Annotated in this window: 24 protein-coding genes; 10 read left to right on the forward strand and 14 right to left on the reverse strand. The window is 49.3% G+C overall.

Features of this window, described 5'->3' with window-relative positions:
- The 6 genes from NEE14_RS15150 (at position 1) to NEE14_RS15175 (ending at position 9,628) form a co-directional block, all read left to right on the forward strand.
- Positions 1-1,260 (forward strand): efflux RND transporter periplasmic adaptor subunit, encoded by a 1,260-nt coding sequence (locus NEE14_RS15150; protein WP_251968016.1) that lies wholly within the window; start codon positions 1-3, stop codon positions 1,258-1,260.
- A gap of 38 nt (positions 1,261-1,298) precedes the next feature.
- Positions 1,299-1,979: an ABC transporter ATP-binding protein gene (locus tag NEE14_RS15155; RefSeq protein ID WP_022455781.1), complete on the forward strand. Its 681-nt coding sequence runs from the start codon at positions 1,299-1,301 to the stop codon at positions 1,977-1,979.
- Positions 1,980-1,991: 12 nt separating this feature from the next.
- Positions 1,992-4,328 carry an FtsX-like permease family protein gene (locus tag NEE14_RS15160; RefSeq protein WP_251968017.1) on the forward strand — a complete coding sequence of 779 codons (2,337 nt, stop codon included), beginning with the start codon at positions 1,992-1,994 and terminating at the stop codon, positions 4,326-4,328.
- A 34-nt stretch (positions 4,329-4,362) separates the two neighbouring features.
- Positions 4,363-6,705, forward strand: coding sequence for an ABC transporter permease (locus NEE14_RS15165; RefSeq protein ID WP_251968018.1), 2,343 nt, complete (start codon positions 4,363-4,365; stop codon positions 6,703-6,705).
- 306 nt (positions 6,706-7,011) lie between these two features.
- Positions 7,012-8,382 (forward strand): sigma-54-dependent transcriptional regulator, encoded by a 1,371-nt coding sequence (locus tag NEE14_RS15170; RefSeq protein ID WP_251968019.1) that lies wholly within the window; start codon positions 7,012-7,014, stop codon positions 8,380-8,382.
- A 1-nt stretch (position 8,383) separates the two neighbouring features.
- The gene (locus NEE14_RS15175; RefSeq protein ID WP_251968020.1) at positions 8,384-9,628 is read left to right on the forward strand and encodes a sensor histidine kinase; all 1,245 of its coding nucleotides are present in this window, start codon (positions 8,384-8,386) and stop codon (positions 9,626-9,628) included.
- Here NEE14_RS15175 and NEE14_RS15180 read toward each other — a convergent pair whose 3' ends face one another.
- The 3 genes from NEE14_RS15180 to NEE14_RS15190 form a co-directional block, all read right to left on the reverse strand.
- A complete protein-coding gene (locus tag NEE14_RS15180) occupies positions 9,629-10,513 on the reverse strand; it encodes a hypothetical protein (protein ID WP_251968021.1) in 885 nt (294 codons plus the stop codon).
- Positions 10,514-10,653: 140 nt separating this feature from the next.
- The gene (locus NEE14_RS15185; protein ID WP_251968022.1) at positions 10,654-11,274 is read right to left on the reverse strand and encodes a lysine exporter LysO family protein; all 621 of its coding nucleotides are present in this window, start codon (positions 11,272-11,274) and stop codon (positions 10,654-10,656) included.
- Positions 11,271-11,549 carry a LysO family transporter gene (locus NEE14_RS15190; RefSeq protein WP_251968023.1) on the reverse strand — a complete coding sequence of 93 codons (279 nt, stop codon included), beginning with the start codon at positions 11,547-11,549 and terminating at the stop codon, positions 11,271-11,273. Before NEE14_RS15190 ends, NEE14_RS15185 begins: the two co-directional genes overlap by 4 nt.
- 358 nt (positions 11,550-11,907) lie before the next feature.
- Between NEE14_RS15190 and NEE14_RS15195 the strand changes: the two genes are divergently transcribed.
- Positions 11,908-12,309, forward strand: a complete 402-nt coding sequence (locus NEE14_RS15195) for a 2-amino-4-hydroxy-6-hydroxymethyldihydropteridine diphosphokinase (protein ID WP_251968024.1) — start codon at positions 11,908-11,910, stop codon at positions 12,307-12,309.
- Here the strand turns inward: NEE14_RS15195 and NEE14_RS15200 are convergent.
- The 9 genes from NEE14_RS15200 to NEE14_RS15240 form a co-directional block, all read right to left on the reverse strand.
- On the reverse strand, positions 12,285-13,178 hold the full coding sequence (locus NEE14_RS15200; protein WP_251968025.1) for a glycosyltransferase family 2 protein: 894 nt from the start codon (positions 13,176-13,178) through the stop codon (positions 12,285-12,287). The genes NEE14_RS15195 and NEE14_RS15200 overlap by 25 nt on opposite strands.
- Positions 13,175-14,413 carry a glycosyltransferase gene (locus tag NEE14_RS15205; RefSeq protein WP_251968026.1) on the reverse strand — a complete coding sequence of 413 codons (1,239 nt, stop codon included), beginning with the start codon at positions 14,411-14,413 and terminating at the stop codon, positions 13,175-13,177. Before NEE14_RS15205 ends, NEE14_RS15200 begins: the two co-directional genes overlap by 4 nt.
- Positions 14,410-15,498: a non-hydrolyzing UDP-N-acetylglucosamine 2-epimerase gene (gene wecB, locus NEE14_RS15210; RefSeq protein ID WP_251968027.1), complete on the reverse strand. Its 1,089-nt coding sequence runs from the start codon at positions 15,496-15,498 to the stop codon at positions 14,410-14,412. The genes NEE14_RS15205 and wecB overlap by 4 nt, the downstream gene beginning before the upstream one ends.
- Entirely contained in the window at positions 15,495-16,790 is a 1,296-nt protein-coding gene (locus tag NEE14_RS15215; protein ID WP_251968028.1) for a polysaccharide deacetylase family protein, read from the reverse strand. Before NEE14_RS15215 ends, wecB begins: the two co-directional genes overlap by 4 nt.
- Before the next feature lie 58 nt (positions 16,791-16,848).
- On the reverse strand, positions 16,849-17,808 hold the full coding sequence (locus NEE14_RS15220) for a GNAT family N-acetyltransferase (RefSeq protein ID WP_251968029.1): 960 nt from the start codon (positions 17,806-17,808) through the stop codon (positions 16,849-16,851).
- Between the two features lie 99 nt (positions 17,809-17,907).
- Positions 17,908-18,948, reverse strand: a complete 1,041-nt coding sequence (gene recA, locus NEE14_RS15225; protein ID WP_251968030.1) for a recombinase RecA — start codon at positions 18,946-18,948, stop codon at positions 17,908-17,910.
- 44 nt (positions 18,949-18,992) lie between these two features.
- Entirely contained in the window at positions 18,993-19,451 is a 459-nt protein-coding gene (gene bcp, locus NEE14_RS15230) for a thioredoxin-dependent thiol peroxidase (RefSeq protein WP_251968031.1), read from the reverse strand.
- Between the two features lie 138 nt (positions 19,452-19,589).
- The gene (locus NEE14_RS15235; protein ID WP_251968032.1) at positions 19,590-20,129 is read right to left on the reverse strand and encodes a flavodoxin family protein; all 540 of its coding nucleotides are present in this window, start codon (positions 20,127-20,129) and stop codon (positions 19,590-19,592) included.
- Between the two features lie 705 nt (positions 20,130-20,834).
- Complete coding sequence (locus NEE14_RS15240; protein WP_251968033.1) at positions 20,835-22,430, reverse strand: aspartate:alanine exchanger family transporter; 1,596 nt, start codon at positions 22,428-22,430, stop codon at positions 20,835-20,837.
- A gap of 153 nt (positions 22,431-22,583) precedes the next feature.
- Here NEE14_RS15240 and truA point away from each other — a divergent pair, with 153 nt between their 5' ends.
- From truA to NEE14_RS15255, 3 genes are read left to right on the forward strand one after another with little or no spacing between them, the layout of a single operon-like run.
- Positions 22,584-23,336 carry a tRNA pseudouridine(38-40) synthase TruA gene (gene truA / locus NEE14_RS15245; RefSeq protein WP_251968034.1) on the forward strand — a complete coding sequence of 251 codons (753 nt, stop codon included), beginning with the start codon at positions 22,584-22,586 and terminating at the stop codon, positions 23,334-23,336.
- Positions 23,337-23,356: 20 nt separating this feature from the next.
- Positions 23,357-24,253 carry a DMT family transporter gene (locus NEE14_RS15250; RefSeq protein ID WP_251968035.1) on the forward strand — a complete coding sequence of 299 codons (897 nt, stop codon included), beginning with the start codon at positions 23,357-23,359 and terminating at the stop codon, positions 24,251-24,253.
- A gap of 17 nt (positions 24,254-24,270) precedes the next feature.
- Complete coding sequence (locus NEE14_RS15255) at positions 24,271-24,903, forward strand: DUF3256 family protein (RefSeq protein WP_251968036.1); 633 nt, start codon at positions 24,271-24,273, stop codon at positions 24,901-24,903.
- Between the two features lie 100 nt (positions 24,904-25,003).
- Here the strand turns inward: NEE14_RS15255 and NEE14_RS15260 are convergent, their stop codons facing one another.
- Both NEE14_RS15260 and NEE14_RS15265 read right to left on the reverse strand, forming a co-directional pair.
- On the reverse strand, positions 25,004-25,603 hold the full coding sequence (locus NEE14_RS15260; RefSeq protein ID WP_251968037.1) for a Crp/Fnr family transcriptional regulator: 600 nt from the start codon (positions 25,601-25,603) through the stop codon (positions 25,004-25,006).
- 3 nt (positions 25,604-25,606) lie between these two features.
- Entirely contained in the window at positions 25,607-26,512 is a 906-nt protein-coding gene (locus NEE14_RS15265) for a hypothetical protein (protein ID WP_251968038.1), read from the reverse strand.
- Between the last annotated feature and the right edge of the window lie 69 nt (positions 26,513-26,581).

Here is a 26,581-nt window from a genome sequence, read left to right on the forward strand (position 1 = left end):
ATGGATAGAAAAATAGAACCGAAGAAAGGTTTTTCTCTTGTGCTTAGCAAGAAGGCAATGCCGTACTGGCTGGGTGCGCTGGTCGTGGTGTTTGTGGTTTATCTGTTGCTGCGGGATGACGTGCGTACGTTTCGTGTCAATGCGGATACCGTGTCTGTCAGTGAAGTGATATCCGGCGAGTTTAATGATTACATTCGGGTGAGCGGCCAGGTACAGCCGATGACAACCATTCAGATCAGTCCGCTGGAGTCGGGCGTGGTGCATGATATCTTCATTGAAGAAGGCGCGAAGGTGAAGGCGGGCGATAAAATCCTCGAACTGAAGAACGAGAACCTGGATATGCAGATCCTCAATTCGGAAGCCGACCTGGCAGAGAAAGAAAACCTCTTGCGTAATACCTTGATCTCGATGGAGCAGGAAAAGCTGAGCGTACATCAGGATATGCTTCAGTTGCAGATGGAAGTCAAACGGTATCGTCGGGCGTATGAAGCACAGAAAGAGCTTTATCAGGAAGACCTGATTGCAAAGGAAACCTATTTGCAGGCGGAAGAAGACTATGAACTGGCCGAGAGTCGTCTGGAGCTGGTAAAGAACCGGGCCATCCAAGACAGTCTTTATCGCAGCGTACAGGTCAAACAGATGCAGGAAAGCCTGAATAACATGCGGGTGAACATGCAGATGATCCGCCGGCGGAAAGAACATCTGATGATAGTGGCACCGATCGACGGCGAGCTGGGATTACTGGATGCCGTGTTGGGGCAATCGGTTTCTTCGGGAGCGAAGATCGGACAGATTAACAACTTGGGCAGTTATAAAATCGAAGCACAGATAGATGAACATTATATCGATCGGGTGATGCCCGGACTGGAAGCACAGTTTGAGCGGCAGGATGAATCGTATTCGGCGGTGATTCGGAAAGTCTATCCCGAAGTAAGGGACGGGAAGTTCAAGGCCGACTTCAAGTTCAACGGCGCTCATCCGGAGAATATCCGTACCGGACAGACGTACAATCTGAATTTGCAGTTAGGACAACCCGAAGAAGCCGTGATGATTCCTCGTGGTACCTTCTATCAGAAAACCGGAGGCAAATGGATTTATGTCCTTACGCCCGAAGGCGACAAGGCTTTCAAGCGGGAAATACATATCGGCCGGCAAAACCCGCAGTATTACGAAGTGCTGGATGGCTTGAAGCCGGGCGAGAAAGTCATTACTTCCGGATACGATAACTTTGGCGATAATGATTGTCTGGTGTTGAAATAAAGATAGACTTTTGATGTATAAGATTAAACAATTATATTATGATTAAAGTAACAGAACTTAGCAAGATTTTCCGTACGGAAGAAATAGAAACAACGGCGTTGAATGGTGTGTCTTTTGAAATCAAGAAAGGCGAGTTTGTAGCGATTATGGGACCTTCCGGCTGTGGTAAGTCAACCTTGTTGAATATCCTGGGCTTATTGGATAATCCTTCGAGTGGCAGTTATGAACTGATGGGACAGGAAGTGGCTCAGTTGAAGGAACGCGACCGCACCAAGTTCCGCAAAGGTAATATCGGCTTTGTATTCCAGAGCTTCAACCTGATTGACGAGCTGAATGTCTTCGAGAATGTGGAATTGCCCTTGAAGTATCTGAACATGAGTGCTTCGGAACGGAAACAACGTGTGACGGCCATGCTAAAACGGATGAATATCAGTCATCGTGCCCAGCATTTCCCGCAACAGTTATCCGGCGGACAGCAACAGCGTGTTGCCATTGCGCGGGCGGTTATATCCAATCCGAATCTGGTATTGGCCGACGAGCCGACCGGAAACCTGGATTCCAAAAACGGAAAAGAAGTAATGGACTTGCTGACGGAACTGAATTCGGAAGGAACAACGATTGTAATGGTAACGCACTCGCAGAAGGATGCTTCCGTGGCTCAGCGAACCATCAACTTGTTTGATGGGCGGATTGTCAGTGATGTCAGGAATGAATTGTAAAAGACTTGGGATATGAAGAAGAGAAATTGGATATTGAAAGTCTTCTCGCTGGGTGTCGGCTTGGCGATCGGCTGCATCTTGATTGCCAAAGTCTGCTTTGAATCTGCGTATGATAACTTCTATCAGGATATCGACCGGATTTATAAGATTATGACGGGGTATTCATCTCAAGGAAATGTAAGAGACTATCAGCAAGTGAGCGGAGCTGTTGCTCCCGGATTCAAGCAGTATGTACCTGGTGTAGAATATGCAACCCGTACTACCTTCCTATTTGAGAGTGAGAAGTTCTATACGGAAGACAAACGACCGGTTTCCGGGAAGTTGGTGTTGGCGGATACATCCTTTTTCCATGTATTTGATTGGAAGATCTTGTCCGGAAATCCGATTCAGGTCTTGTCGCAGCCACAAATGGTTATGGTTTGCCGGTCTTTTGCCGAGAAAATAGGTGGCATTGATAAAGCTGTCGGACAAGTCATCTACAACGAAGATGCATCCGGATGGAAATTTACAGTGGGCGGTGTTTATGAAGATTTCCCGGAAAACGGCAGTCTGGACTATGATGTCTTGCTTTCCATGGAATCATTTAATAAAAGGAGTCGGGAGAATTGGCTGGGAAACGATCGTTATCAGGGTTATGTGAAGCTGGAAGAAGGCATAGATCCGTCTTCCTTGACAGCGGCGATCCGTTCGATGCAGGAGAAGAACCAACCTTTGGAAGAACTGGAAAAGAACGGAAGTAAGATCTGGTATTATCTTTCGGCTTTCGATAAGTTGCATACGTCCGAACCTCAGGTACGGAATATGATTGTCATACTCTCGATTATTTCATTGGTCTTGCTTCTGATATCACTGATGAACTATATTCTCATCACGATATCGGAGATGGTAAGGCGGTCGAAAGAGATTGGCGTGCATAAGTGTTATGGCGCGGGTAGTTGGGACATCTATAAGATGCTGAGTAAAGAGACAGCCATGGTCTTACTGATGTCATTGGTATTAGCGGCGATTCTGATTTGGGCAGCCAAACCTTTGGTTGAGGATTTGTTGGGAGCAAGTTTGCTGGCACTATTTATTCCCGAAACCATTGCTGTGTTGGTCGGAGTCATCTTCCTGTTGTTTCTGGTTTCTACGGTTGTTCCCGGTTATTTATATGATAAGATTCCGGTTGGTGTGGCATTCCGGAATTATAAGGAGAACAAGCGAAAATGGAAACTGGCTTTGCTGTGGGTTCAGTTTACGATCAATGTCTTCCTGGTCTGTTTTATGTTTGTCATTGCCGCCCAATACGACAAGGCGTTGAACGACCAGCCGGGCTATACGTATGAGAATGTTCTCTATTATAATGTCCGGGGCGTGGATAAATTGCAGGCGAACCGAAGCATAGCTGCTCTTTCATCGAATCCCGAAGTAGTTGATGTCGAACGTTGTTATACGCTTCCTTTTGATTACAGTTCGGGAAACAATATTTATCTGCCGGGTGATGATCGGGATTTGTTTAATATAGCCGACCAATATGATGGGACAAAAGGCTTCTTCGACTTCTTTGAGATTCCGATGCTGGAAGGACGTGTTCCGGAAACCCGACAGGAAGTAGCCGTGAGCCGGCAGTTTGTAGAGAAGATGCAGGAGTTTACCGATTGGAAAGACGGAGCTGTCGGCAAAGAAATCCAGATTTCCGAACACTCCGATACAAGTGCCATGAATCAGGGTATCCTGACGATCAGCGGTGTTTATGAAGATTATCGGATCGGATTATTGACACGTAACGACGAGCGTCCTAGTATTCGCTTCACGGCAGAGCCGGATTCCGGGTATATGCCGATTATCCTGGTGAAAGTAAAAGAACTGAATCCGGAAACGATCGCCCGTGTCCAACAGGAGGTTCAGCAGGAAATAGAAGGAAAAGATGTTGAAGTACTCTCGTATAAGCAGGTGATGCAAAGCATGTATGATGAAAACCGGAAGATGAAGGACACGATCCTGATCGGAAGTCTCTTTTCCATTGTGATCGCTTTCCTTGGTCTTATCGGATATATCCGTGACGAATCGCAGCGAAGGAGTAAGGAAATCGCTATTCGTAAGATCAGCGGTGCCACGACTTCCGAGATTTTATCTCTTTTCGTAGGCGAGATGATGAAATGGGTGTTGATAGCCGCCATTGTCGGCAACCTGGCTGCCTATTACGTTTCCGGTTTGTGGCTGGAGCAATTCTCCGAGAAAGTTACCGTTTCATGGCTTTATCTCTTCTCGGCCGATGTGATTGTTGCGCTGATTGTAGCCGTCACCGTAGTGATCAACAGTTTGCAGATCACTCATGCCAATCCGGTTCTTTCGCTGAAGAGTGAATAATACGAACAATTAACCTTGATAAATTAATAGCCCTATGGAAATATACAACAACATCAAAGCATTATTCCGGAAATATCCTGTGCCGGTTTCGCTCAACATCGTGGGCTTGGTGATGGCTTTTACGGCCTTCATCATGATCATGGTCCATGTCCGCTTTGAATGGAACTTTGACAGATGTTATCCGAAGCCGGATTGTATTTTCAAGGTGGATATGCCGGAAACTTCTTTCTTCCGTTCCATTCTTCCACCGGGCTTTGCCGAATCGATCATCCATGCTTCGGCTCATGTGGAAGCGGGCACGGTGTTTTGTCCGTTTGTGGGCGAGGTTTATCTGACCGTGACTGAAGCTGACGGGAAACGGACCGGTTACAAGCAGGAAGCCAATCTGGTAAGTCCCGGCTTTTTCGATGTCTTTGGCCTGGAAGTGACGGAAGGAGAACGGAATGCTTTGTCGAAGCCCAATCAGCTGGCGATTCCGGAAAGTCTGGCTAAAAAGATGTTTGGCGAGGAATCGCCTGTCGGCAAACCGATACGGATGGAATCCAAATCGGCTTATTTCCTGCCGTTAACGGACTGGCAAGTCGGAGCTGTCTATAAGGATCTGCCTGGAAATACGCAATTGGGGAATAATATTCTGGCTCCGATGCCGGCGTCGTTATTGGAGACCTTCGGAAACTCCAATTTTATTTGTTACCTGCGCTTGGATGATCCGGGCCATGCTTCGTCGGTGGCGGATGAGTTTAACCAGGCGTTTGATTTCTCCCGTTATCCGTATTTGAGTCCGATTCATTTGACGCCGCTTCCGGAAGTTTATTTTAGTGATGCCGAGACGGAAGGGCATGTATTCAAGTTGGGCAGCCGGATGCAGACTTATTTATTGATACTGATCGCGGTCCTGATTGTCTTCGTCGGCATGTTCAACTTTACGAACTTTTATATCTCGCTCATGCCTTCGCGGCTGCGCGGAATCAATACACGTAAGATCTTGGGTGCCGAGGTTTGGATGCTCCGCTTGGAGCAGGTGTTGGAAGTGGGTTGCTTCGTCGGACTGTCAAGTCTGCTGGCTGTAGGTCTCAGTCTGCCTGTTTCGGAATGGTTTGCCGCTTCGGGTATTATTCAGGAGCCGGTGACGCTTGCTTCTTGCCGGATGTTGTATATTGTTACGGTATGCGGAGCTTGGCTGGTTGGCATGGCGGCAGGTCTTTATCCGGCCTACTTTGTGACTTCTTTCCCGACGGCCTTATTGCTCAAGGGAAATTATGGCCTGACTCCTTCGGGTCGGAAAATCAAAAGCGCACTGCTGGTACTTCAATATGCCATCGCGTGTTCGTTGTTGGTTTTCATCGCCTTTGTTTTCTTGCAGAACCGGATGATGATGCGTTCGAATACGCACTTTGACCAGGACCAGCTGGCGATAGTCCAATTGACCCGCGAAATGGCCGAGAAGCAAGGCCCGTGGTTGCAGGAGACGCTGCGGCAATATGCGGAAGTAGAAGATGTGGCCTTTGCGACCGAATGTGTGGGCGGACAGGATTCTTATTCTACCTGGGGCATGGAATGGAAAGGAGAAGAAGTTGAAACCTATCGGATCTGGTGCTCCCCGAATTTCTTCGATGTGATGGGAATCAAAATTGTTGAAGGACGCAATTTTACCGGCGATACAGATTCGGGATATATCATCAACTCCTTTGTGCGCGACCACTACGGCGTTGGTCTTGGTCCGATTAGCGGACTCAGTAACGAGATTGTGGGCATTTGTGAGGAAGTATCCTTTACCTCGGCCCGAAAGGAGAAGGCTCCGATTGTCTTTTCGGTAGAATCGCCCGCTTCCGGCTATTTGCCCGTTGTCTATATCCGGCTGAAGAAAGGCTTTGATGCCGTAACTGCCGTGTCGCATATCCGGCAAGCGATTGCCAAAATGGATGCGGCCTATCCGGTGGAAGTCGAATTCTACGACCAGGTGTTGAATACTCTTTACCAAAAGGAAGTGCGCTTCGGGAAGACGCTCTTCTGTTTCTCTTTACTGGCCGTCGTCTTGTCGCTGATCGGTGTTTTTGCCCTGGTGATTTTCGATATGTATTACAAGCGGAAGGAAATAGCCTTGCGGAAAGTGTTTGGGGCTGAATTGAGCGATATTGTAGGATTAGGTCTCAAACCCTACTGCTGGTTTGTCGGCATTGGCTTTGTGCTGGCGCTTCCTTTCTCCTGGTGGGTGGTTTCCGGCTGGCTGGAAAACTTTGCTTTCCGCGTACCGCTCACACCGGTTGTCTTTATTTTGATATTCATCCTGATGCAAATCCTGACGGCAGCCTTGGTGTTCATCATGTATGCCACGCTTGCCCGTGAGGTGCCTAGAGATAGCCTTTCTGTTGAGTAATACACCACTGATGCGGGGTTGCCGTTTCTTCGGCAACCCTTTTGCGGTGTGTTTTAGTGTATTACCTGATGAGGATAAGGCTGTTTTATATTACATTTTAATCGTTCCACCTAGGTGGAACGATCGTCTCACCCAGGTGGAACGATCGAATCACAGTTGTGGAATGATCGTTTCACCCGGGTGAAACGGTAAAAAGGTCTAAGGAAAAGGAAATAGGATTTTCGGGAATCGGAAAAAGAACGAGGAGGATTCTCGGAAAATCCTTATTTTTGAATGCTAAATAAAAGGAGAAAAGAGAAACAGATCATGGTGAACAAAGGAAAGATATTGGTGGTGGATGATAATCCGGGCATCCGGGCGGCATTGAAGATTTTATTGCCCAAGTATTTCGCGGCGGTGGAGTTGCTGGCTTCGCCCAAGGAAATCCATGCCTCGTTACGGGAGTTTGCGCCGGATGTCATCTTGCTGGATATGAATTTCGAGGCGGATACCAATACGGGAAATGAGGGTCTGTTCTGGCTCTCCGAAATCAAACAGCGCCGTCCGCAGACGGAAGTGGTGCTTTTTACGGCGTATGCCGACATCGCTTTGGCGGTGGAAGGCATGAAACGTGGGGCATTCGACTTTATTGTGAAGCCTTGGGAGAACGAGAAACTCATCGCTACCTTGCAGGCGGCCTCTGACAAGGCAGTAGCCAATAACGGCAAGGGTGGAAAAGCCGGCGGAAAAGGACAGAAGAAAACCGGAGAAGCCGGACCTTCGATGTTGTGGGGAACGGGAGCGGCCATGACGGCTGTCCGTCGCACGGTCGAGAAGATTGCTCCAACCGACGCGAGTGTTCTGATTACCGGCGAGAACGGAACGGGAAAAGACGTGTTGGCTGCCGAGATTCACCGCTTGTCCGACCGTGGACAGAAACCGATGGTCTGCGTGGATGCCGGTGCCATTACCGAGACCTTGTTCGAGAGTGAGTTGTTCGGACATGTGAAAGGGGCGTTTACCGATGCGCATACCGATCACACCGGGAAGATGGAACAGGCCAACGGCAGTACGCTGTTTCTCGACGAGATCGGCAATATTCCTCTGCATCTTCAGGCAAAGCTGCTGCGGGTGTTGCAGAACCGTTCGGTGACGAAGGTGGGCGATACGCGTTCAATCCCGATTGACATCCGGCTGATCTGCGCAACCAACAAGAATCTGGAAGAGATGGTGAAGCAGGGAACTTTCCGCGAGGACCTTTATTACCGCATCAATACCATCCATTTGGAACTGCCGCCCTTACGTGAGCGGTCGGATGAGATTGTTCCTCTGGCCAACCTCTTTATCTCCCGTTATGCCGCGAAGTATCATCGTCCGGTTACTGGGCTGACAGATGCCGCCCGACAAGTTCTGCTTGCCAATCGTTGGAGTGGAAATATCCGGGAGCTGCAGAACGGCATTGAAAAGGCCGTGATTCTGGCCGACGGCGATAAGCTGGATGCCGAAGATTTCTCTTTGCCTTTGTCTGTACCCGGCGAAGCAGAACCGGCAGCGGCAGCCGAAACCCTCGAAGAAGTGGAAGAACGGACCATCCGGGCAGCCATGGACCGCTTCGGAGGTAATTTGACACACGTGGCGAAATCGCTGAACATCAGTCGGCCCACCTTATATGCGAAACTGAAGAAATACAACATCTGATATGGATACGTCGACAGTCATACTCATCGCTTTGGCATCGGCCCTGGTAGCGGCGCTGATTTCCCGTATTTATTCCCTGGGAAAAATTCACCGGAAACTGAACTACATGCTGGATGCGCTGGAAGACAAGGAAACGAATTTCCATTTCAGCGAAGAGAAGTTCTGGTACCGGCGCTTTAACCTGACGCTTAATCGGATTCACATCCTTTATGACCGCGAGCGGCAGGAGATTGCCGAACAGGAGCAATATTATGGGCAGATGCTCGACCAGGTCCGTACCGGAATTGTCGTCATCGATTTATCCCGGAAGCGGGAAGGACAGGTCATTTACAGCAATGCCTCGGCACGGAATCTGCTGGGATTGGCCACCTTCAGCCATATCCGTCAGCTGGGAAATATTCATCAGGAACTGGAGAATGCCTTTTGGGAAGTTTCGTCGGCGCACGAACAGCGGAACAGTTATTATAACGAACGGGGAAAGATCACCCTTTCCCTGACGGCTTCGGAAGCGATGTTGCAGGCAAAGCAGGTCAAGATCGTCGCCCTTAACGACATCACCGGCGAAATGGCCCACAACGAAGAGCTTTCCTGGAATAAGCTGATCCGTGTATTGACGCATGAGATCATGAATACGGTCACGCCGATTGCCTCATTGAGCCATACCTTATCCCAAGAACTCGATTCGGAAACGTCGGCCCGTTCGCTCGACTGGAAGGAATTGAAGTTAGGGTTAGACACGATTGCCAGCTCTTCCGACGGACTGATCAAGTTTGTCAATACTTATCGCAGCCTGACTCGTGTATCGGCGCCCGTCAAGAAAGCCTTTTTCGTGCGTGAACTGATCGAAAAGGTGCAGCAGCTCACTCGTGAATCCCTGCATCAGGCCGGAGCTGTCTGCTCGTACGTGGAGAAGTCAGAAGATATCCTGCTGTATGCCGATGCCGACCAGTTGTCGCAGGTGTTTGTCAACCTGGTGAAGAATGCCTTGCAGGCCGGAGCGACAAAAATAGAAATCACGGCGGAAATCGACTATGCCGAAACCGTCGTGATCACTGTATCGAATAATGGCCGCCCGATCAGTGCGGAGAGCCAGGAAGAAATCTTTGTTCCTTTTTATACCACCAAGCCGGAAGGCACCGGCATCGGATTAAGTCTTTCCCGGCAGATCATGCGTCTGCACAACGGCACACTCACACTCGGCCGCAGCGACAAGCGGATGACTACCTTCGTCCTGCACTTCCGCTGATCAGTTTTCCTGCCAGTGGTACAAATCCACTTTCTTGTGGCGGCTGACCTGCTCATTTATTTCCTTGAAGTATTTGGCAAGGATGGCATACAATCCCGGATCATAAGCCTTCATTTCTTCGCGGGTGTTGATCTTGTTATGCTTTCCGTCGCCGTCGTCTTTATCTACTTCCGCATTGACATTGAACCAGTTCTGTACACCTTCAGCCCAATATTCCCATACGTTGGTCGAAGCATATACATTCTTCCACCGTCCTTTGGCTACGGCAGCATCCAGCGAGGCTTGCAGCTCGTCATTGAATTCCGGATGGATCGGCAGGATGCCTGCTCCATGAATCGTATGGGCAAACTCGTGGATCAATATATCTTCGGCATGATACTTGTCGATCTGATAAGCCAGGATATTCTCTTCTGCGCAAGTCGAGAATGGATTTTCGGCATCACCACCTAAACCACGGGCACGGACATCCCAGTTAAGTGTCGTATCTTTTTCCAGAAAAGCATGTTCAGGAATATCAGTTGTTCCTTCATAACGCGCCATAATGCCGATGCGGGTGTTGCGGTCGGTGAGCGATTTCATAACTTCTGCCGGCAGTGCGTCGGTCATCGCCTTGATACTGATATAGGCCGCATAGAAGCAACTGTCGGGAACACGCCATGAGCTGACGACATGGATGCCGTTTACATTCATATATTTCTTGTAGAACGGATCTAATTTCAGTTCGGCAGGCGGAGCTGTGATGGTAGGTGTGTCGACTAACATCGCCATGGGAATTTCTTCTACCGCCTGTACACTTTCAGACTGGTCTGTTTTTACGGGTTGCTGACAGCCGGCCAATGCGGCAGTCAGCAGCATAGCTGTTAAGATGCTTTTGGATGTTTTCATTGTCATACGCATTTATGTTGTTTGTTTGCTAATTAGATAAAAGGTGATGATCAATCCTGTCAGAAAGATCTTAATAGCTACAAATATAGAACAATATTTTATATAAGTCCGATATAATGTGTTAAAACTACAATTCTTCCTTATAAACTACAGAAGAATGAAACGAAAAGCGGCACACTGAAATCAATCAGAATACCATGCAGGATGGCCACCGGAATCATTTCTTTCCCGGAATAACGTGTGATGGCCGGCAAAACCACATCCATCGAATTGACGCCGGCAGCTGATATTGGCGCCAACTTGCCGAAGTATTTCTTTATCAGCGGACTGCCCAACAAGGCCATCATTTCACGGATGATATTGGACAACAGGGCAATGGTGCCTAATTCGGTAGCCAACTGCAAACCGATGGACGGTTCTTTGAACTGGGTGATCAGAATGGATGAAAGTGAGTAATAGGCAAAGCCGCTTCCCACAGCCATGCATTCGAATACGCTCCATCGGCTCAAAAGTAGACTGGCCAGTGCCGAGAACAGCAGTGTGCCTATGATAGTTGCCAAAGGAATCACCAGCATTTTCGGACGTATCTGACGGATAATCTGCTTCAGGTTCTTGTTGGAACCGATGCTGATGCCCACCTGAAGCATCAGGGCATACAAAATATATAAGGAGACGTGATGAGCATCCAACGAGATGTGTCCGGAGAGACCTAAGATACAGCCGGCGCAGAAGAACAAAAAGACAATAATACTGTTTTTCATCTTTCACCTCCTTTCTTGAAGAACAGGTTATATACAGCCCAGGCAGCCAGAATACTGCCGAATAAACTGGAAATGGCTAAGATGGCAGCCTGCCAGCCGAACTGACCGATGTTCTGGATGATCAGCGGATTGGAACCGACTGATATGCCCAAGATAAACAACATGGCGAATATGGTGTAAGAGATAGTTTTCTCTGTCTTTTGTAACCATTCTATTTTACGGAATAGGAAGCCAATACCCATCCCTGCAAACATAATACAAATAATGCTCAGCATAACGGATTTAATTTAGAATAAAAGAATAATGATACTGCTCCCTGCAAGCACTGCAGGAAGAAACGATTAAATGATGAAATAATAAGGAGGGAAAGTTGGCTTAAATAAATCCGCTGAACCAGTGTACATGGACAATACAATGGCTGCACCACGAACCGATTCGGGCGCTGGCCAAATGAACAATATGTACATTACCTGTCATCATATACCTGTTATTTTCGGGCGCAAAGCTACTAAAAAGTTATCATATATCCTAATACCCAGATTCATTTCCGCTTTCTTGAGAGAAATCTCCGTTAAACTGCGGCCTGCCTGTTTCTATTCCGGATAATTCATTGTACTTTCGTAGCTAATAACAGTGAATCGTAAAGAAATGTTCGGTAATCAGATTATTATTGCATTAGGCTCCAATACAAATCCCCGTCAGAATATGGAGCGAGCAAGCAGTGCCATCGAATTGCTGTTGCCGGACATCCGATGGTCGGAAGCGGTGTATACAGCTCCGGAAGCCTGCTCAAATCCGGCTTTGTTCCTGAACCGGGTAGGCATTGCCCACACAAGTCTTCCGGTTGCCGATCTGATCCGTCACTTCAAGCAGATAGAACGGGCCTTGGGGCGCGTACCGGAAAACAAGCATCAGGGCATTATTTCCATAGACATTGATCTGCTTCAATGGAACAGTGAGCTGTTGAAGCCCGACGATATGCAACGCGGCTATATAAAAGAGGGAATCCGTCAGTTGTCAGACCGGCGTGTCTGATTCAGCCAGTAACAGAGATAGCCTAATTTATAGAAGGCAAACAGATGCAGGGACGGATGTGTTCCGGTCAGATTCCTGACTAATCGGGGTTCTGTCCAAGTGAAGACAAGTCTGATCCACCGGGTGAGATGCAGACTTTCGGCCTTTTGATGCCATTGCAACAGACGGATATAAGGTTGCAGCCGGTGGCGGTGTGCAGCCAGGTTCTGAATGGAAATACGGATTTTCCGGAGATAATCGTCCGCCTTGTCGGTGGTCTGGTGGAAAACCGGATTGTCTATGTACTTGAGAGGAACAGCCGCTTGCTGGAGCAAGATGCCAAACCAGGCATCTTCATATCCGAAGTGCATGGCATCATCAAAGCGGACAGTCTGAAAGATGTCCTTGTCGGCCAAGAAGCACATGCTGATGAACTGGCTGTAAGGCTGCCTGTTCCTTTCTTCGGCCGACCGTTCTTCTACCTGTATGCCATACTGATAGCGTAAATGGCACATCGCCGGCGTCTTCGTCCTTTCATAGATAAATCCACCGCACACAATGCCGCCTTTGATGCGCTGTTCCCAATATGACTGGAGAAATGTAGTGGAAGCCGGCATCGTATCGGCATCCATGAATAAGAGATACGGATAATGAGCCTGATCGGCCAATATATTTCGGATACGGGCCGGACCTACATTTTGGGGCAGAATCCGGTAGTGGCAGTTTTCCCAGGCTTCGATACGGCGGTTCTCGGCCTGAATCTCTTCTGCTGAGCCATCATCGACTACCAGAATCTCGAAAGGAATCTGGAGTTGTTGTGCCTGATGGCGCATGGCTTCCACCAGCGGAACACATACTTTATTATAGGTAGGAATCAGGATGGAGATCATAAGCCGGCAGATGATAGGGTTTCGAATAATTGCATAAACTGTTCCGCCTGTCCTTTCCGGGAGAAACGCTTGATTTCTTCGTGATCGGGCGTGGTGGCTGTGTATCCTTGTGTTTCCCATTGCCGGTAATACTGAAGGATGAATTGGGCCACTTCTTCGGCGTTTCGGGCAGCCAGTCCGGAACGGGTGCGCCGGATGTTCTCTTCCAAATAGCTTTCATCAGAAGGAACACAGAGAATCGGCTTATCAACGGCCAGAGCTTCAAAGAACTTGGTGGTCATGATTCCTTTGGGCGCGTTCTCTCCGCTCTTTTCCGTGAGCAGCAATAGTACACTGCTGTTGTTGAGTACCGAAGGAATTTCGGAGGCTGGTACATACGACCGATAAGACATGTATTCGCTGACCTGATACTGGGCGGCGGCTTCTTTCAGCAGGGCTTCGGAGGCCGGATCTACATACCATTCGAGGGTGATCTGTTCGGCCGACAGACCGGACAACAGCACGCCTTTGAACAGCAATTCCGGATTACGCATGGCCAGACTGAGGATTCGTCCGGTGTAAGTAATGGTAAACCGGCGGTTCGGACGATGATCCGGATAGAATAAGTCCGGGTCATATCCGTTGTAGATCAGAGATACGTTCGGATTATATCGCTTCAGCTGTTCGACATGCCACGGAGAAACGGTGGTGACATGACTCGCCATCCGGAGTGTGCGGTTCCGGTCGTTCAGCAATTTCCGTTTCAGCAGAGCCGTCAGCTGCTTGTCCAGCCAGGGACAGACATGAAAAGAGTGGGCGAGGAATTCGTTCCCGGCGTATTGCTCGATGATATCCCGCAAATCCACCACCAGCGGCAAATGATGCCTTTGGGCGGTCAGACGGGCTGCCACCAGCGGAAAGGTGCGGAATGAACTGCACAAGATGAGGTCGAATGCCTGACGCTGGCAAATCCGGTGGGCGACTTTCGCCATTTTCCGGTCTTTGTAGGAGAACAGGAAATCGGCCAGGAGCGTGAAGATCCACTGGAGTTTGCGGAGGATTCTGTTCTTGGCAGTATAATAGGGCACGAATGTGACCGGGCAAGAACCGGCTAAGAAGGCGAAGGTCTTGTCGTCCATTGCTTCGGCAACGACTTCCACCTGCCATCCGGCCTGCTTTAGGTATTTGCATAAATATCCCATCCGCGGTCCGAATGCCGGAGGAAACAGATCACATAGAATGAGTACTCGTTTCATAACAGCTCCAATATCTTTTGGGCGGTGTTTCCCTGTCCATATTCATCTATCTCATGCCGTACCGGATTGTTCTCCAGGCAAGCCAGGATTTGGTCGGTCCGGTAACCGGCAATCTGGTTCCAGCCAGCCGTCACCGTTTCTGTCCATTCGGTTTCTTCCCGCAGGGTGATGCAGGGCGTCCGGTGAAAATAGGCTTCCTTTTGTACGCCGCCCGAATCGGTCAGGATCGTGCTTGCCTGCTTTTCCAGCATCACCATGTCCAGAAAACCTAACGGCTCGGTAAGTCGTATATTAGGATGTGCCGTCAGTTCTTCCAGCAGCTGATATTTCTCCAGATACTGCCTGGTCCGCGGGTGAAGAGGAAATACCAGCGGACAGTGGGATGAGGCGATCTGCTTCAGTGCCGCCACAATCGACGAGAGACGTTCATCCTCGTCGGTGTTTTCCGCGCGGTGAACCGTGCAGAGCCGGAATCCTTTACTGTGCAGTTGCAGGCGCTGCATGATATCTGAGGTTTCTTCCGCCTGCCGGCCGAAGAACAGGGCGGCGTCATACATGATGTCACCCACATGATAGACGCCTGCGTGGATATTCTCTTCGGCCAGGTGCTGAACGGCCTCGTGAGTCGGGCAGCATAACAGCGTCGAGACATGATCAGTCAGAATCCGGTTGATCTCTTCCGGCATGGCCTTGTTGAAGCTGCGCAGACCGGCTTCGATATGCACCACCGGAATATGCAGCTTGCTGGCTGCCAGCGCTCCGGCCAGTGTAGAATTGGTATCGCCATAGACTACCAGATAGTCCGGGCGCTGATCCAACAATATCTTTTCTATTTCGATAAGCATTTGTCCGGTCATGGCACCATGCGTCGTCTGTCCGCAGTGCAATTGCCAGGTCGGACGTGTTATTCCCATTTCCGAGAAGAAGATACGACTCATGTTCTCGTCGTAATGCTGTCCGGTGTGGATCAGCTGCTCGTTGACGGGTTCCCGATCCGTCTGGTTGTGTAACTGGATGGCACGGCTGAACATGGCCGCTTTGATGAACTGCGGGCGTGCTCCTACGACGGTAATGATCTTTTTCATCGCTTCAACAGATTTAATAGGCGTACATATAATTTCTTGTGATAGTCGCTCTCTGTTCCGGCAAAAGACGTATTATGCCAGAGCCAGACGATTTCTCCCCGGTGCTGGCGGATCTCCCGGACCAGTCCGGCGCAATACTGATAGGCTTCGTCGGGCGAAAGTCCCATGTATTGAGATTCACTCAGTGTGCAGTCCATGACGGAAAGCGGGTGCAAGGTCAGTGACGTGAGCTGGCGTGTCATCGGATTGATCCACTTGACGGGACGGCAGGTTCCTAAGCGGAAACCGCTCACATCCGCATATCCCATGGTGAAGTCGTCGGTGATGCCGGCCTTGATCAGCTTGGTCAGGTCTTCCGGCTCTCTCGATGCCAGATAATGATGCCGGTTCAAATGAATGTTCTCCAGTTTCCAGTCGTGCTCCAGCCGCATTTTCTCCTCCGGAATCAGGTCCGGATAAATCCCGGCCTCATAGCTGCTGTGCAGTCCTAACAGGGCTTTGTTCTTCTTAAACAGATGAAGCAGCTTCTGGATGTCGTGCGAGCGGACCTGGTAATGAGGCTTGTCGTTGGCATGCCGGCCTCCGGCCTTGAGGAAGAACAAGATGTGGCAGCGGTCGCCAAACCGGTTTTTCACCAGGCTGTCTTGTTCCAGCATCCAGGGGAATGTATAATACGGATCTTTCTCTAAAGGACCCTGATACAATTTCAGGGCTTCCCTGAAGCCGATGCCTTTCAGGGTTTCCCGGCAGATGTTTCTCAGGCTGCGACAGAAGAATGGGGCGTCTACGTCGTGTGTCAGCCAGATCTTCTGGAGTTCGGGCTGCGGTTCGGGAATGCGTACACAGGCTTTTCTCAGCCAGTGGCGGAGCAGCCTGCCGTATTCCTCCACAATCGGGCGGTGTATGAAGCCGGCTTTATAAGGCAGAGACTCTTTTCCCGGAAAGCGGCCGTGCTTGTCGCGGATGTCTCTTTTCTGAATCTCTTCATAACGGCTCAGCAGGAAATAGCTGCTGGCGATGATGTCGGCATAAATCACCCACGTCTCTTCGAAACATTCTTCTTTGGGTGTTCCGAACAGCAACGGTACTCCTTCAATCTCCTTCAACGGCAGTTGCGGCAGAGATTCGGGTGTTCCGTAGACCGACGACTGAAAGAAACCGGAAGGAACAATCACCACTTTATATTTATGGAAAAGACGGACATCCGACGTGTAACCGATCAGGCTGCTATAAGCACCGGCACGGTCAACGCCTAACAAGAATCGGATGATATAATAGATCGTTTGATTCATAAAACCGCTTCAGTTCGTTTGATTTATCTTTTAGAGTAATAACTCTGTTTTCCTTCATTTATTGCCTCATCTTACTGATACGGATTAAAATCCGGTTCCAGAGATTCAGCTTTCCTTTGCTGATGGCGAAGTAGGGCATTTGCCGGGCACCAAACTCGCGGAAAAAGCGTTCTACTCCCGGAATCATCGAGCCTTCGAAGTCGAAGTGATCGGTATAGGCGGCCATTTCCTGTATGGCTTTCCACATCACCAGGCTGTGTGCGCCTGACTGCCGGAGCTGCGGGTCGCCTCCGCCTGCCAGATAATAAGCCGACGACTCCTGCCAGACGATGAAAACAGCGGCATGCAGTTGCCCGTTTTCGTCATATCCGCCCCAGATGTCGCCCTGGTTGCGCCGGCGGCTGGTCTCAATGAGCTGCCGCAAGATGTCTTCGCCTTTGGGGACCGCTTTGTGCTGGCGCTGGAATGTCAGATGCTGTATCCGGATGAATTCTTCTGTCGGGATGCCTTTCCGGACCGTTATCTTGTATTTCTTTTCGGCCCGGATGATATTCCGGCGGGTATTCTGGCTCATGTTTTCCCAGATCTGTGCCGTGTCATGCAGTCCGCTGAGCAAATAGGTGTAACGGGTTGTCTGTGTAAACCCTTTCCAGTAGAATGGCAGCCAGTCAGTGACAGACCAGGAAAAGTTTTGCTGGAACAGCCGGAGATTCTCCAGCCTGGTAGCAAACTTCCCGAGGATGATCTGCTGCCTGGCCAGCAGGCTGGTGTATTTGCTGTCGGCAGCCGGTTGGGCTATCCACGGACCCAATGTCTGGGTATAGACCGGCATGATGGCATATCCTTTCCGCGGAATATACAAGGGCATGGCTGCTTCTATGTTTCCTTGTTTGCCATAGAGGAGCACAACGTCCCACAGGTTTTCACCACAGACAATATCCAGCCACCAGTCTTGTGAAAAGAGAGGGATGGATTTTTCCTGCCGGCATAATTGCCGGTACGTTTCCTTGGATGACATAGCCGGGATGTTTTTGTCGTCTTGTTAATAAATAAGTTGGCAAACGAGAACCGCGACGGGTTCATTTGCCAACTTCACAGGTTATTTTTTCGCTTGTTATTATCCTTTCAGTGCCTGGAAGATCAGCTGAGCCAGTTCATCTGCCAGTTCCGGATTGTCGGCAATGCATTGCTTGGCGGCATCGCGTCCCTGTCCTAATTTCGCGTCGTTGTAGCTGTACCACGAACCGCTTTTCTTGATGATACCCAGTTCGCTGCCCAGGTCGATGATTTCACCCGAACGTGAAATGCCTTCCCCGAACATGATGTCGAACTCGGCTTTCCGGAATGGAGGTGCCACCTTGTTCTTCACCACCTTTACGCGGACCTGGTTACCTTTCACTTCATCTCCGTCTTTTAACTGTCCGATGCGGCGGATATCTAGGCGGACTGAAGCATAGAACTTCAAGGCGTTACCACCGGTTGTCGTTTCGGGATTGCCGAACATGACACCGATCTTGTCACGCAGCTGGTTGATGAAGATACACGTCGTGTTCGTCTTGTTGATGGCTGCCGTCAGCTTACGCAGAGCCTGCGACATCAGACGGGCCTGCAAGCCCATTTTGCTGTCGCCCATGTCGCCTTCCAGTTCCGCTTTCGGAGTCAGAGCTGCCACAGAGTCGATCACGATGATGTCTACTGCCGACGAGCGTATCAGCTGTTCGGCTATTTCCAGTGCCTGCTCTCCGCTGTCGGGCTGTGAGATCCAGAGGTTCTCTACATCCACCCCCAGCTTCTCGGCATAGAAACGGTCGAAGGCATGTTCTGCATCAATGAAGGCGGCAATACCACCGGCTTTCTGTGCTTCGGCGATGGCATGGATGGCCAGCGTCGTCTTACCGGATGATTCCGGGCCGTAGATTTCAATGATACGTCCTTTCGGATAACCGCCCACACCCAGCGCCGCGTCGAGGGCGATGGAGCCTGTCGGGATCACTTCTATATTTTCGATGCTTTCATCTCCTAATTTCATGATAGAGCCTTTCCCGTAGTTCTTCTCTATCTTTTCCATAGCGGCGCGCAACGCCTTCAGCTTGTCGGCGTTCACGGCAGGTTTTGTTCCTTCTGCTTTTTCTTCGAATAAGTTATCTTCTTTTGCCATAAAATATAATGTTTATGTTGTAATGGTCGTTGATACTTGACGTCTTATTGGGCCAGAATCTGGTTGGCATGATCTTTGGTCTTTACTTCTTTCGGACCGATGATCCGTTCGATCACACCGTTTTCGTCGATGATGAAGGTGGTACGCAGCGTACCCATATACGTTCTTCCGCACATCTTCTTTTCCGCCCATACGCCGAATGTCTGCTGCAGGGTTGTATCTGTATCAGCAATGAGGTTGAACGGCAGGTTCTGCTTGCTGATGAATCCCTGGTGCGACTTGGCGCTGTCTTTGCTCACGCCTACCACTTCATATCCGGCAGCCTTCAATGCGTCATAGCCGTCACGCAGGCTGCAGGCTTCGGCCGTACAACCCGATGTGTTGTCTTTCGGGTAGAAATACAATGCCAGTTTCTTGCCGGCAAAATCACTTGCTTTTATTTCGTTACCATTCTGGTCTGTTCCCAATACTTCAGGAATTTTATCTCCTACTTGTAGTGCCATATTCTGATTTGTTTGATGTTAAGCATTTTCCTTGTATTCAGACAGGTCGGGCCTGATTGTCTGAATGTGCGAAATGCGCATACAAAGCTATAAAAAATAACAGAATATCCGAGAGGATGTTCTCACAAATTATAGGATTTAATGGATATGCTTGCCTAAGGTCCGGGCCTGTTCCGGATATTGTGTCGCTTCGATGGCAGCCCGGTCATATACGCCGATTGCCAAAACCTGGCCCGCATCTTCCCAATGCAGGTATTTGCAAATCGCTTTGTAGTGAGCCACCAGCGGCTCCATGGCCCAGGCCTCGTTGTCACCACAGGTAGCCAGCAAAACGGCTTTTTTGGGTTTGCTCCTCAGGATATCGTTGATAGCGAAGAACCGGTCGATGACTTTTTTCAATTGGGCCGACATTCCGAAATAATAGACCGGTGTTACGAAGACGACCATATCGGCCGCTATCAACTTATCCCAAATGAGTTCCATATCATCTTCCTGAATACACTTATGGTTGTTCTTCCGGCAGTAATTACATGCCAAACACGGTTGTGTTACCTGGAAGATGGTATCAAAACGGAATACTTCATGCCCGGCCTCCAGAGCCCCGGCAATAAAATTATCTGCTAATAATGATGAAGTTCCCTTTTTATGGGGGCTTCCCGTAATTACAAGTATATTCATGTGTTTTTTATAGTAATCGCTAAGTATAACATTAATTGTAACTGAAATGTCATACAATATTCGTAAAATTATTGCAAATATGCAACTGAATCGTAGAAAATCAGCTTTTGATCGGGTTTTGTCAGTTTGTCATTTTGTCAAAATACACCTCTCAAAATTCCATTATTTCGGAGCGGCGTGTAAGCGGGCCACTTCGGTTCGATTCTCAGAAAGTTGGGTATTTACATGCTGATGTCGGAAAAAAGGCAATGGCGTTTTTCTGTTTTTTGTATTCACCGGAATGAGGGATAAAAACGTCTTCCGTGTTAGTTTATGGAAGAAAATACTGTCAAAATGGTATTTTGTTTTGGAGGCTTTTGAGAATGAAAATTGGAGTAAAATCATTCGGAAAAAGAGGAAAAATGTATTTGAACAGCCCTTTTTTAGGAAATTCGGGAGTTTTGTTTACGTTTCTAGGCAGGAATGAATTAAAATACGCCGGCTTTTTATTCAAAGATGGTTATGAATTAGCGAAAATCTAGGCATGAAAAAGTGGAAAATGAATAGAAAAAACGGATATTTTTAACTGAAAATGGATGAAATTATCCTAATTTCTTCGTTATTTTTGTTCGGAAAGTAAAAATGATAGTTAGCATAAAAAGAATAAAACAGACTTTTTGTTTGTAAAAAAGCCTGTTTTGTTTACTATTTGTAAAAGGAGCCTGCTTAGATCATCCCTGCAATGAACTGGATGAACAAGATCAGGAAGACCATGGCAATAGGATAGACCGTGGCATAGGCGATGCTGGGAGCCGAGCTGTCGGCCATCGAATCGGCTGCTGCCAGTCCGGGTGTGCTGGTCATTCCTCCGGCAATGGTTCCGAGCAGGTCGAGGATGTTTATTTTGAATACCCAGTATCCGAATACCAGGGCAACGATCATCGGAACGAGGGTGATAGCCATTCCGACGCCAAACAAGGTCCAGCCGCTTTCCTGGAACGTGGCAACCAGGTTACTTCCGGCCGATGTGCCGACTTCGCTCAGGAAGAACAGCAGGCCGAGCTGGCGCAAGAGCTGGTTGGCCGGTCCGGACATACTCCAGATAATGGGGCCGGTCTTTCCGATGGCGCTTAAGATAAGAGCCACCATCAGGATGCCTCCGGTCAGTCCGGGCGAGAAGGAGAAGCTGTCGGAAAAAGAGAGGCTCAGCTTTCCGAACAATACGCCCAGCACGATACCCATCGCGATGGGGAAGAAGTCGGTATCCGAGAGTTTCTTTTCGTCGTTGCCCACATACTGGCTCAATTCATTCAGGCTTTGTTTCTCGCCTGCCACCATCAGTTTGTCGCCAAACTTGAGTGCCAGGTTCGGCTCGGCAATCAGGTCGATACCGCTTCGGCGCACACGCGTCACGGTACAGCCGAACGAGCCTTGCAGGTTCAGTTCGCCCAGCGTATGGCCGATGATGTTCTTGTTGGTCAGCAATAATGATTGCAGTTCCTGGGTCTGTGTGAAAGGAATATCCTCGTCTACTTGCTCGCCGATCAGCAGCTTGACCTGTTCGAACGAGCGGTCGTTGCCCACTACGCGGATCAGGTCGTCTTTCTTCAGTACCGAATGAGCCGTAGGGATGATAATCTCCGCTCCGTGCTTGATGCGCGAAACCACGGCTCCCGTCATGTTGCGGAACTGAAGCTGGGCGATGCTCTTGCCGATGACTTTCTCGTTTTCTACCCGAAACGTGGCCCGGTTCAATTCCGGGAACTGGCCCCGGCGTTCTATTTCCAGCTTCCGGGCTTCGGCTTCGACATCAATCCGCAGCAGCTTGGGCAGCAGCTTGACGAACAGGATCACGCCGATCACACCGAAAGGATAGGCAATACCATAGGCGATGGAAGCCGATGACGACTGGGTGGTATCGATGGCAACAGCCAGACCCGGCGTACTGGTCAGGGCGCCGGCTATCAGGCCGACAATGCTGGGCGTATCAATGCCTAAGGCATATTTGAAGATGATCCCGGTGATGCTGGCCGAGCCCACGATGAGGAGCGCCAGGATGATGAGTGTTTTCCCTTTCGAACGGAAAGAGTCGAAGAAACCCGGACCTGCCTGGATACCGATGGTGAAGATAAAAAGCACCAGACCGATATCGCCTAAGGCTTTGGAAATGGTGACTCCGAAGTGCCCGAACAGCAAGGCAATGAAGATGACGGCCGATACATCGAGCGACAGGCCTTTGATCTTGATCCGCCCGAGGATAAATCCGAGCGAGATGATCAGGAACAAGGCGAAATAGGAAGTCTGCAATAAAGATTCAAACATAATTGTGCAATTTGTTAAGATGTTATGAAGGTTTATTTTTTGCAAAAATAGGTATTTCGGTGGGATGTGCAAGGTCGCAGCCGGATTTCTTTGTACCTTTGCCGGGAAATATCCCCATTTGGAACGTATTTCGTACTAAATAGACTTATGCCTGTGAAGAGATACTTTATTTATTTAGGATATAACGGCAAATCCTTTTGCGGATGGCAGATACAGCCGAACGGCATGACCGTACAGCAATGTATTGAAGAGGCTCTTTCGACCATCCTTCGCCAGCCGGTTTCGATTGTGGGTGCCGGACGGACGGATGCCGGCGTACATGCCCGCCTGATGGTGGCCCATTTTGACTGGGCGGAGACCTTGCCCGACCCGGCTTTTCTGACCGACAAGCTGAACCGCCTGTTGCCGAAAGACATTGTGATCTACCGGATTGTCCCGGTGATTCCGGAGGCACATGCCCGTTTTGATGCCACATCCCGAACCTATCAGTATTACCTGACGATGCAGAAAGACCCTTTCCGCTATGACCTGGTGTACCGTTATCTGGGGAAACTGGACTTCGACCGTATGAACGAGGCCTGCCGGGTGCTGTTCGACTATGTGGATTTTACCAGCTTCAGCAAGTTGCACACCGATGTCAAGACCAACAATTGCCGTATTTACGAGGCCGGCTGGAAGCAGGAAGGCGATTTGTGGGTCTTCACGATCCGGGCCGACCGTTTCTTGCGGAATATGGTGCGTGCCATTGTGGGAACCCTGCTGGAAGTGGGGCGCGGCAAGATGTCGGTAGAAGGTTTCCGCCGGGTGATCGAGGCCAAAGACCGGGGAAAAGCCGGCACATCGGCTCCGGGCCATGCCTTGTTTTTGGTGAATGTCACTTATCCCGACCGGTTGTTTGAGGTGTAACTTAACTAAAACGTAAAGATATGTGGGTTATTTTAGCTTTTCTGTCTGCTTTTCTGTTGAGCTGTTATGAGGTGAACAAGAAGATGTCGCTCAACGGGAATGCGGTGATTCCGGTATTATTCTTCAATACGCTGTTCAGCAGTCTGATTTTTTTACCCTTTATTGTGCTTTCCTATGCGACGGATGTGCTGGACGGCTCGTTGCTTTATGTGCCCCGTGTGCCGTTCGAAACCCATGTAGCCGTATTTATCAAGGCGGTGATTGTCCTTTCGTCGTGGATCTTCGGCTATTTTGCCCTGAAGCATCTGCCGCTGACCCTGTCCGGACCCATCAAGGCGACACAGCCGGTACTGACGCTGGTGGGCGCGCTGGTGATCTTTGGTGAGCGGCTGAATCTGTATCAGTGGATTGGTGTGGCCTTTGCGGTCGCCTCGTTTTATCTGCTTTCAGTTTCGGGGAAGAAAGAAGGCATCCGTTTCACCCACAACAAGTGGATTTATTTTACCGTTCTGTCGGTGGTGCTGGGCGCATTGAGCGGTCTGTACGATAAATACCTGATGGGCAGTCTGGATGTGATGACCGTTCAGGTCTGGTTTAACATCTACCAGTGTGCCATCATGCTGGTGATCCTGCTTTTCCTGTGGTATCCGCGGCGGAAACACACCACACCTTTTACCTGGCGGTGGAACATCATCTTCATATCCGTCTTCCTCTGCGTTGCCGACTGGGTGTATTTTTATGCCTTGAGTGATCCGGATTCGATGATTTCGATCGTCTCGATGATTCGCCGAAGTATTGTTTTGGTTACCTTTGCGGCAGGAGCGTTGTTCTTCCATGAAAAGAATCTGAAGAACAAGGCGATCGACCTGTTGCTGGTTCTGATCGGTATGATATTCTTATATTTGGGAACAAGATGATAAAGATAGAAAGATATATGAAACGAATCGTATTATTATGCCTGCTGGTGGTGAGTGTGTTGCCGTTGAAAGCGCAGGATATGGCGGCGGTGTTTATCGCCATGCCTGATGAGTATGTTCCGCAGCTGGAAGATGCCTGGCGGAAAGACCTGGTAGATTTGTACCGTTCGAATGAGAAGGCGCGGTTGAAGAACAACATGAACGGATATTCGACGCTGGAAAAACTGACCGATAACTACCTGCTGTTGCAGTCGACGGAACGGACCACGATCGAGATGAAGCTCTTGCCGCTGGTCAATAATACGTATGTGATCTGTCAGATTGTGACGGTGAAAGGTCCGGTGGCCGACAGCCACGTGTCGTTCTTTTCACCCGACTGGAAACCGTTGAATGCGGCTGATATGCTGACTCCGGTAACAGCCGACTGGTTTATCCGGGAAGATGCCGACAAGTCGTCGGTTGCCTATATCGAATCAACTTCCCGCCTGGATATGGACCTGTTCCGTTTCCAGCTGAGTCCGGATGATTATACCCTGACGCAGACTTATACGACGCCGGAGTATCTGGATAAGGAAACCCAGAAGAAGCTGAAGCCTTTCCTGAAAGATACACCGAAAGTATTCACCTGGAAGAAATCCAGCTTTGAATAACCGCTGAGAAGGATTGAATCGCTGATAGGAATACAAAGAAGCGCCGGCCTGATGTGCTCATGCACTGACAGCCGGCGCTTCTTTTATAGATTTTTCTCTCTCATCCTAAATTGAAGATGCGGCGTTTCAGCTTGCAGTACCAGGACGTGCTGATGCCCATGTAAAGCGCGATATACTTGTCCGGAACACGGTGGATGATCCATTTGTAATGTTCGTACAGGTATTTGATGAATTCTTCGGCCGTGTATGATTGCAGGATGGCAAACATCATGTACAGCTTGGAAATGATCACGAGCATGGCGTGCTGATAATAGGAGGCAAACAGCGGATAGCGGAGCGACAGGCTTTCGATTGAGACACGCGAGAAACACAGGAGCTCGCTGTCTTCGAGTGCCTTGATCTCGAAGCTGGAAGGCGTCTGCGTGATATAACTGATTTCAGAGAGGAAAGGATACAGATCGTCGGAAGAGAAACCGGTGACACATTCTTTCCCTTTGTCGGTGATGAAGATATTAACGAAAAGCCCTTTGTTGATGAAATAGGCATTCTGGCAGACTTCGCCGGTGTGCAGCAATAAGTCGCCCTTCTTTAAGGTGATGACGCGGGCATTGCTTTCCAGTTCATCTACAAAAGCCTTGTCTTGTGCCAGGGCTTCAGGAATATCTGCCAGCAAACGTGCAAAAGGCTTCTCGGCATCCATTCTTTATTCTTCAAGCGTAAATGACCGTTGGCCGATCAGGTTGCCGTCGGCAAAGATATCCACCCGATATGTACCCGGCGACAAGAATTCTTCGATGTTCCAGTACATCGTCACCGGAACTTCTTCGCCTTCGTATTCGATCATTTTCTTCATGGAATAGTTGATGTCTTTTCCTTCGAAGGTGAAGACATCGCCCCGGCTTTTCACTAGGATATCATCATCCGGCTTCATGATGCGGACGTAAATGACCTTTTCACCGACAGGAGCCGTTACATTCTTCGCGATCTTGAAGTTGATGACAAACTGTTCCATCTTCTTGATCCGTTTGGCCAGCTTGCCGCGCGAGTTGACCGGAGTCACTGAAATACTTGTAGCATCGAGCTTGCTGGCCAGTGTGACCCGTTCGGTCAGCTTCTCTTTTTCCCGTTTCAGGCTGGCAGCCGTTGTTGAAGCCTGGCGGTATTTCTTGACCGCTTCGTTCTTCTCCACCTTCAGCTGTTCGTTCGCCCGATTCAGCGAATCGATCTGGATCACGTAGTTGCGCATGATCTTCCGCAAGGTGGCCAGCTCTTTCTTCAGGCGGGCAATTTCTTTGGCATTGGTCGATTTGACAGTTCTCAATTCTTCCATCAGGCGTTGCACCTTGGCCTGTTCGGTTGTCAGCAAAGCGACCAATGAGTCATTGCTGACACTGAATTTATAGCCTTCATACTGGAGGGAAAGTTCATTCAGGTCGTCGGCCATCATTTCCTTTTCCAGATCGAACGACTGGGTCATTTCATCCATTTGCTGCTGCTGGTGGAATATATAATAGGCTGCGCCTGCGATGATTGCGATGAGTACAATGACCGCCAATATCAGCATTGACGTTTTATTTATTTCTTTTGTCTCTTTCTTTTCCGAATCCATACTCTTAAAGTTCCTAAAAATAAACACGCAAAAGTACGATTAAATTAGCTATGTAGGAAAGCCCGTTCC

It is taken from the genome of Parabacteroides sp. AD58, from assembly GCF_023744375.2.
Lineage (GTDB): Bacteria > Bacteroidota > Bacteroidia > Bacteroidales > Tannerellaceae > Parabacteroides > Parabacteroides absconsus.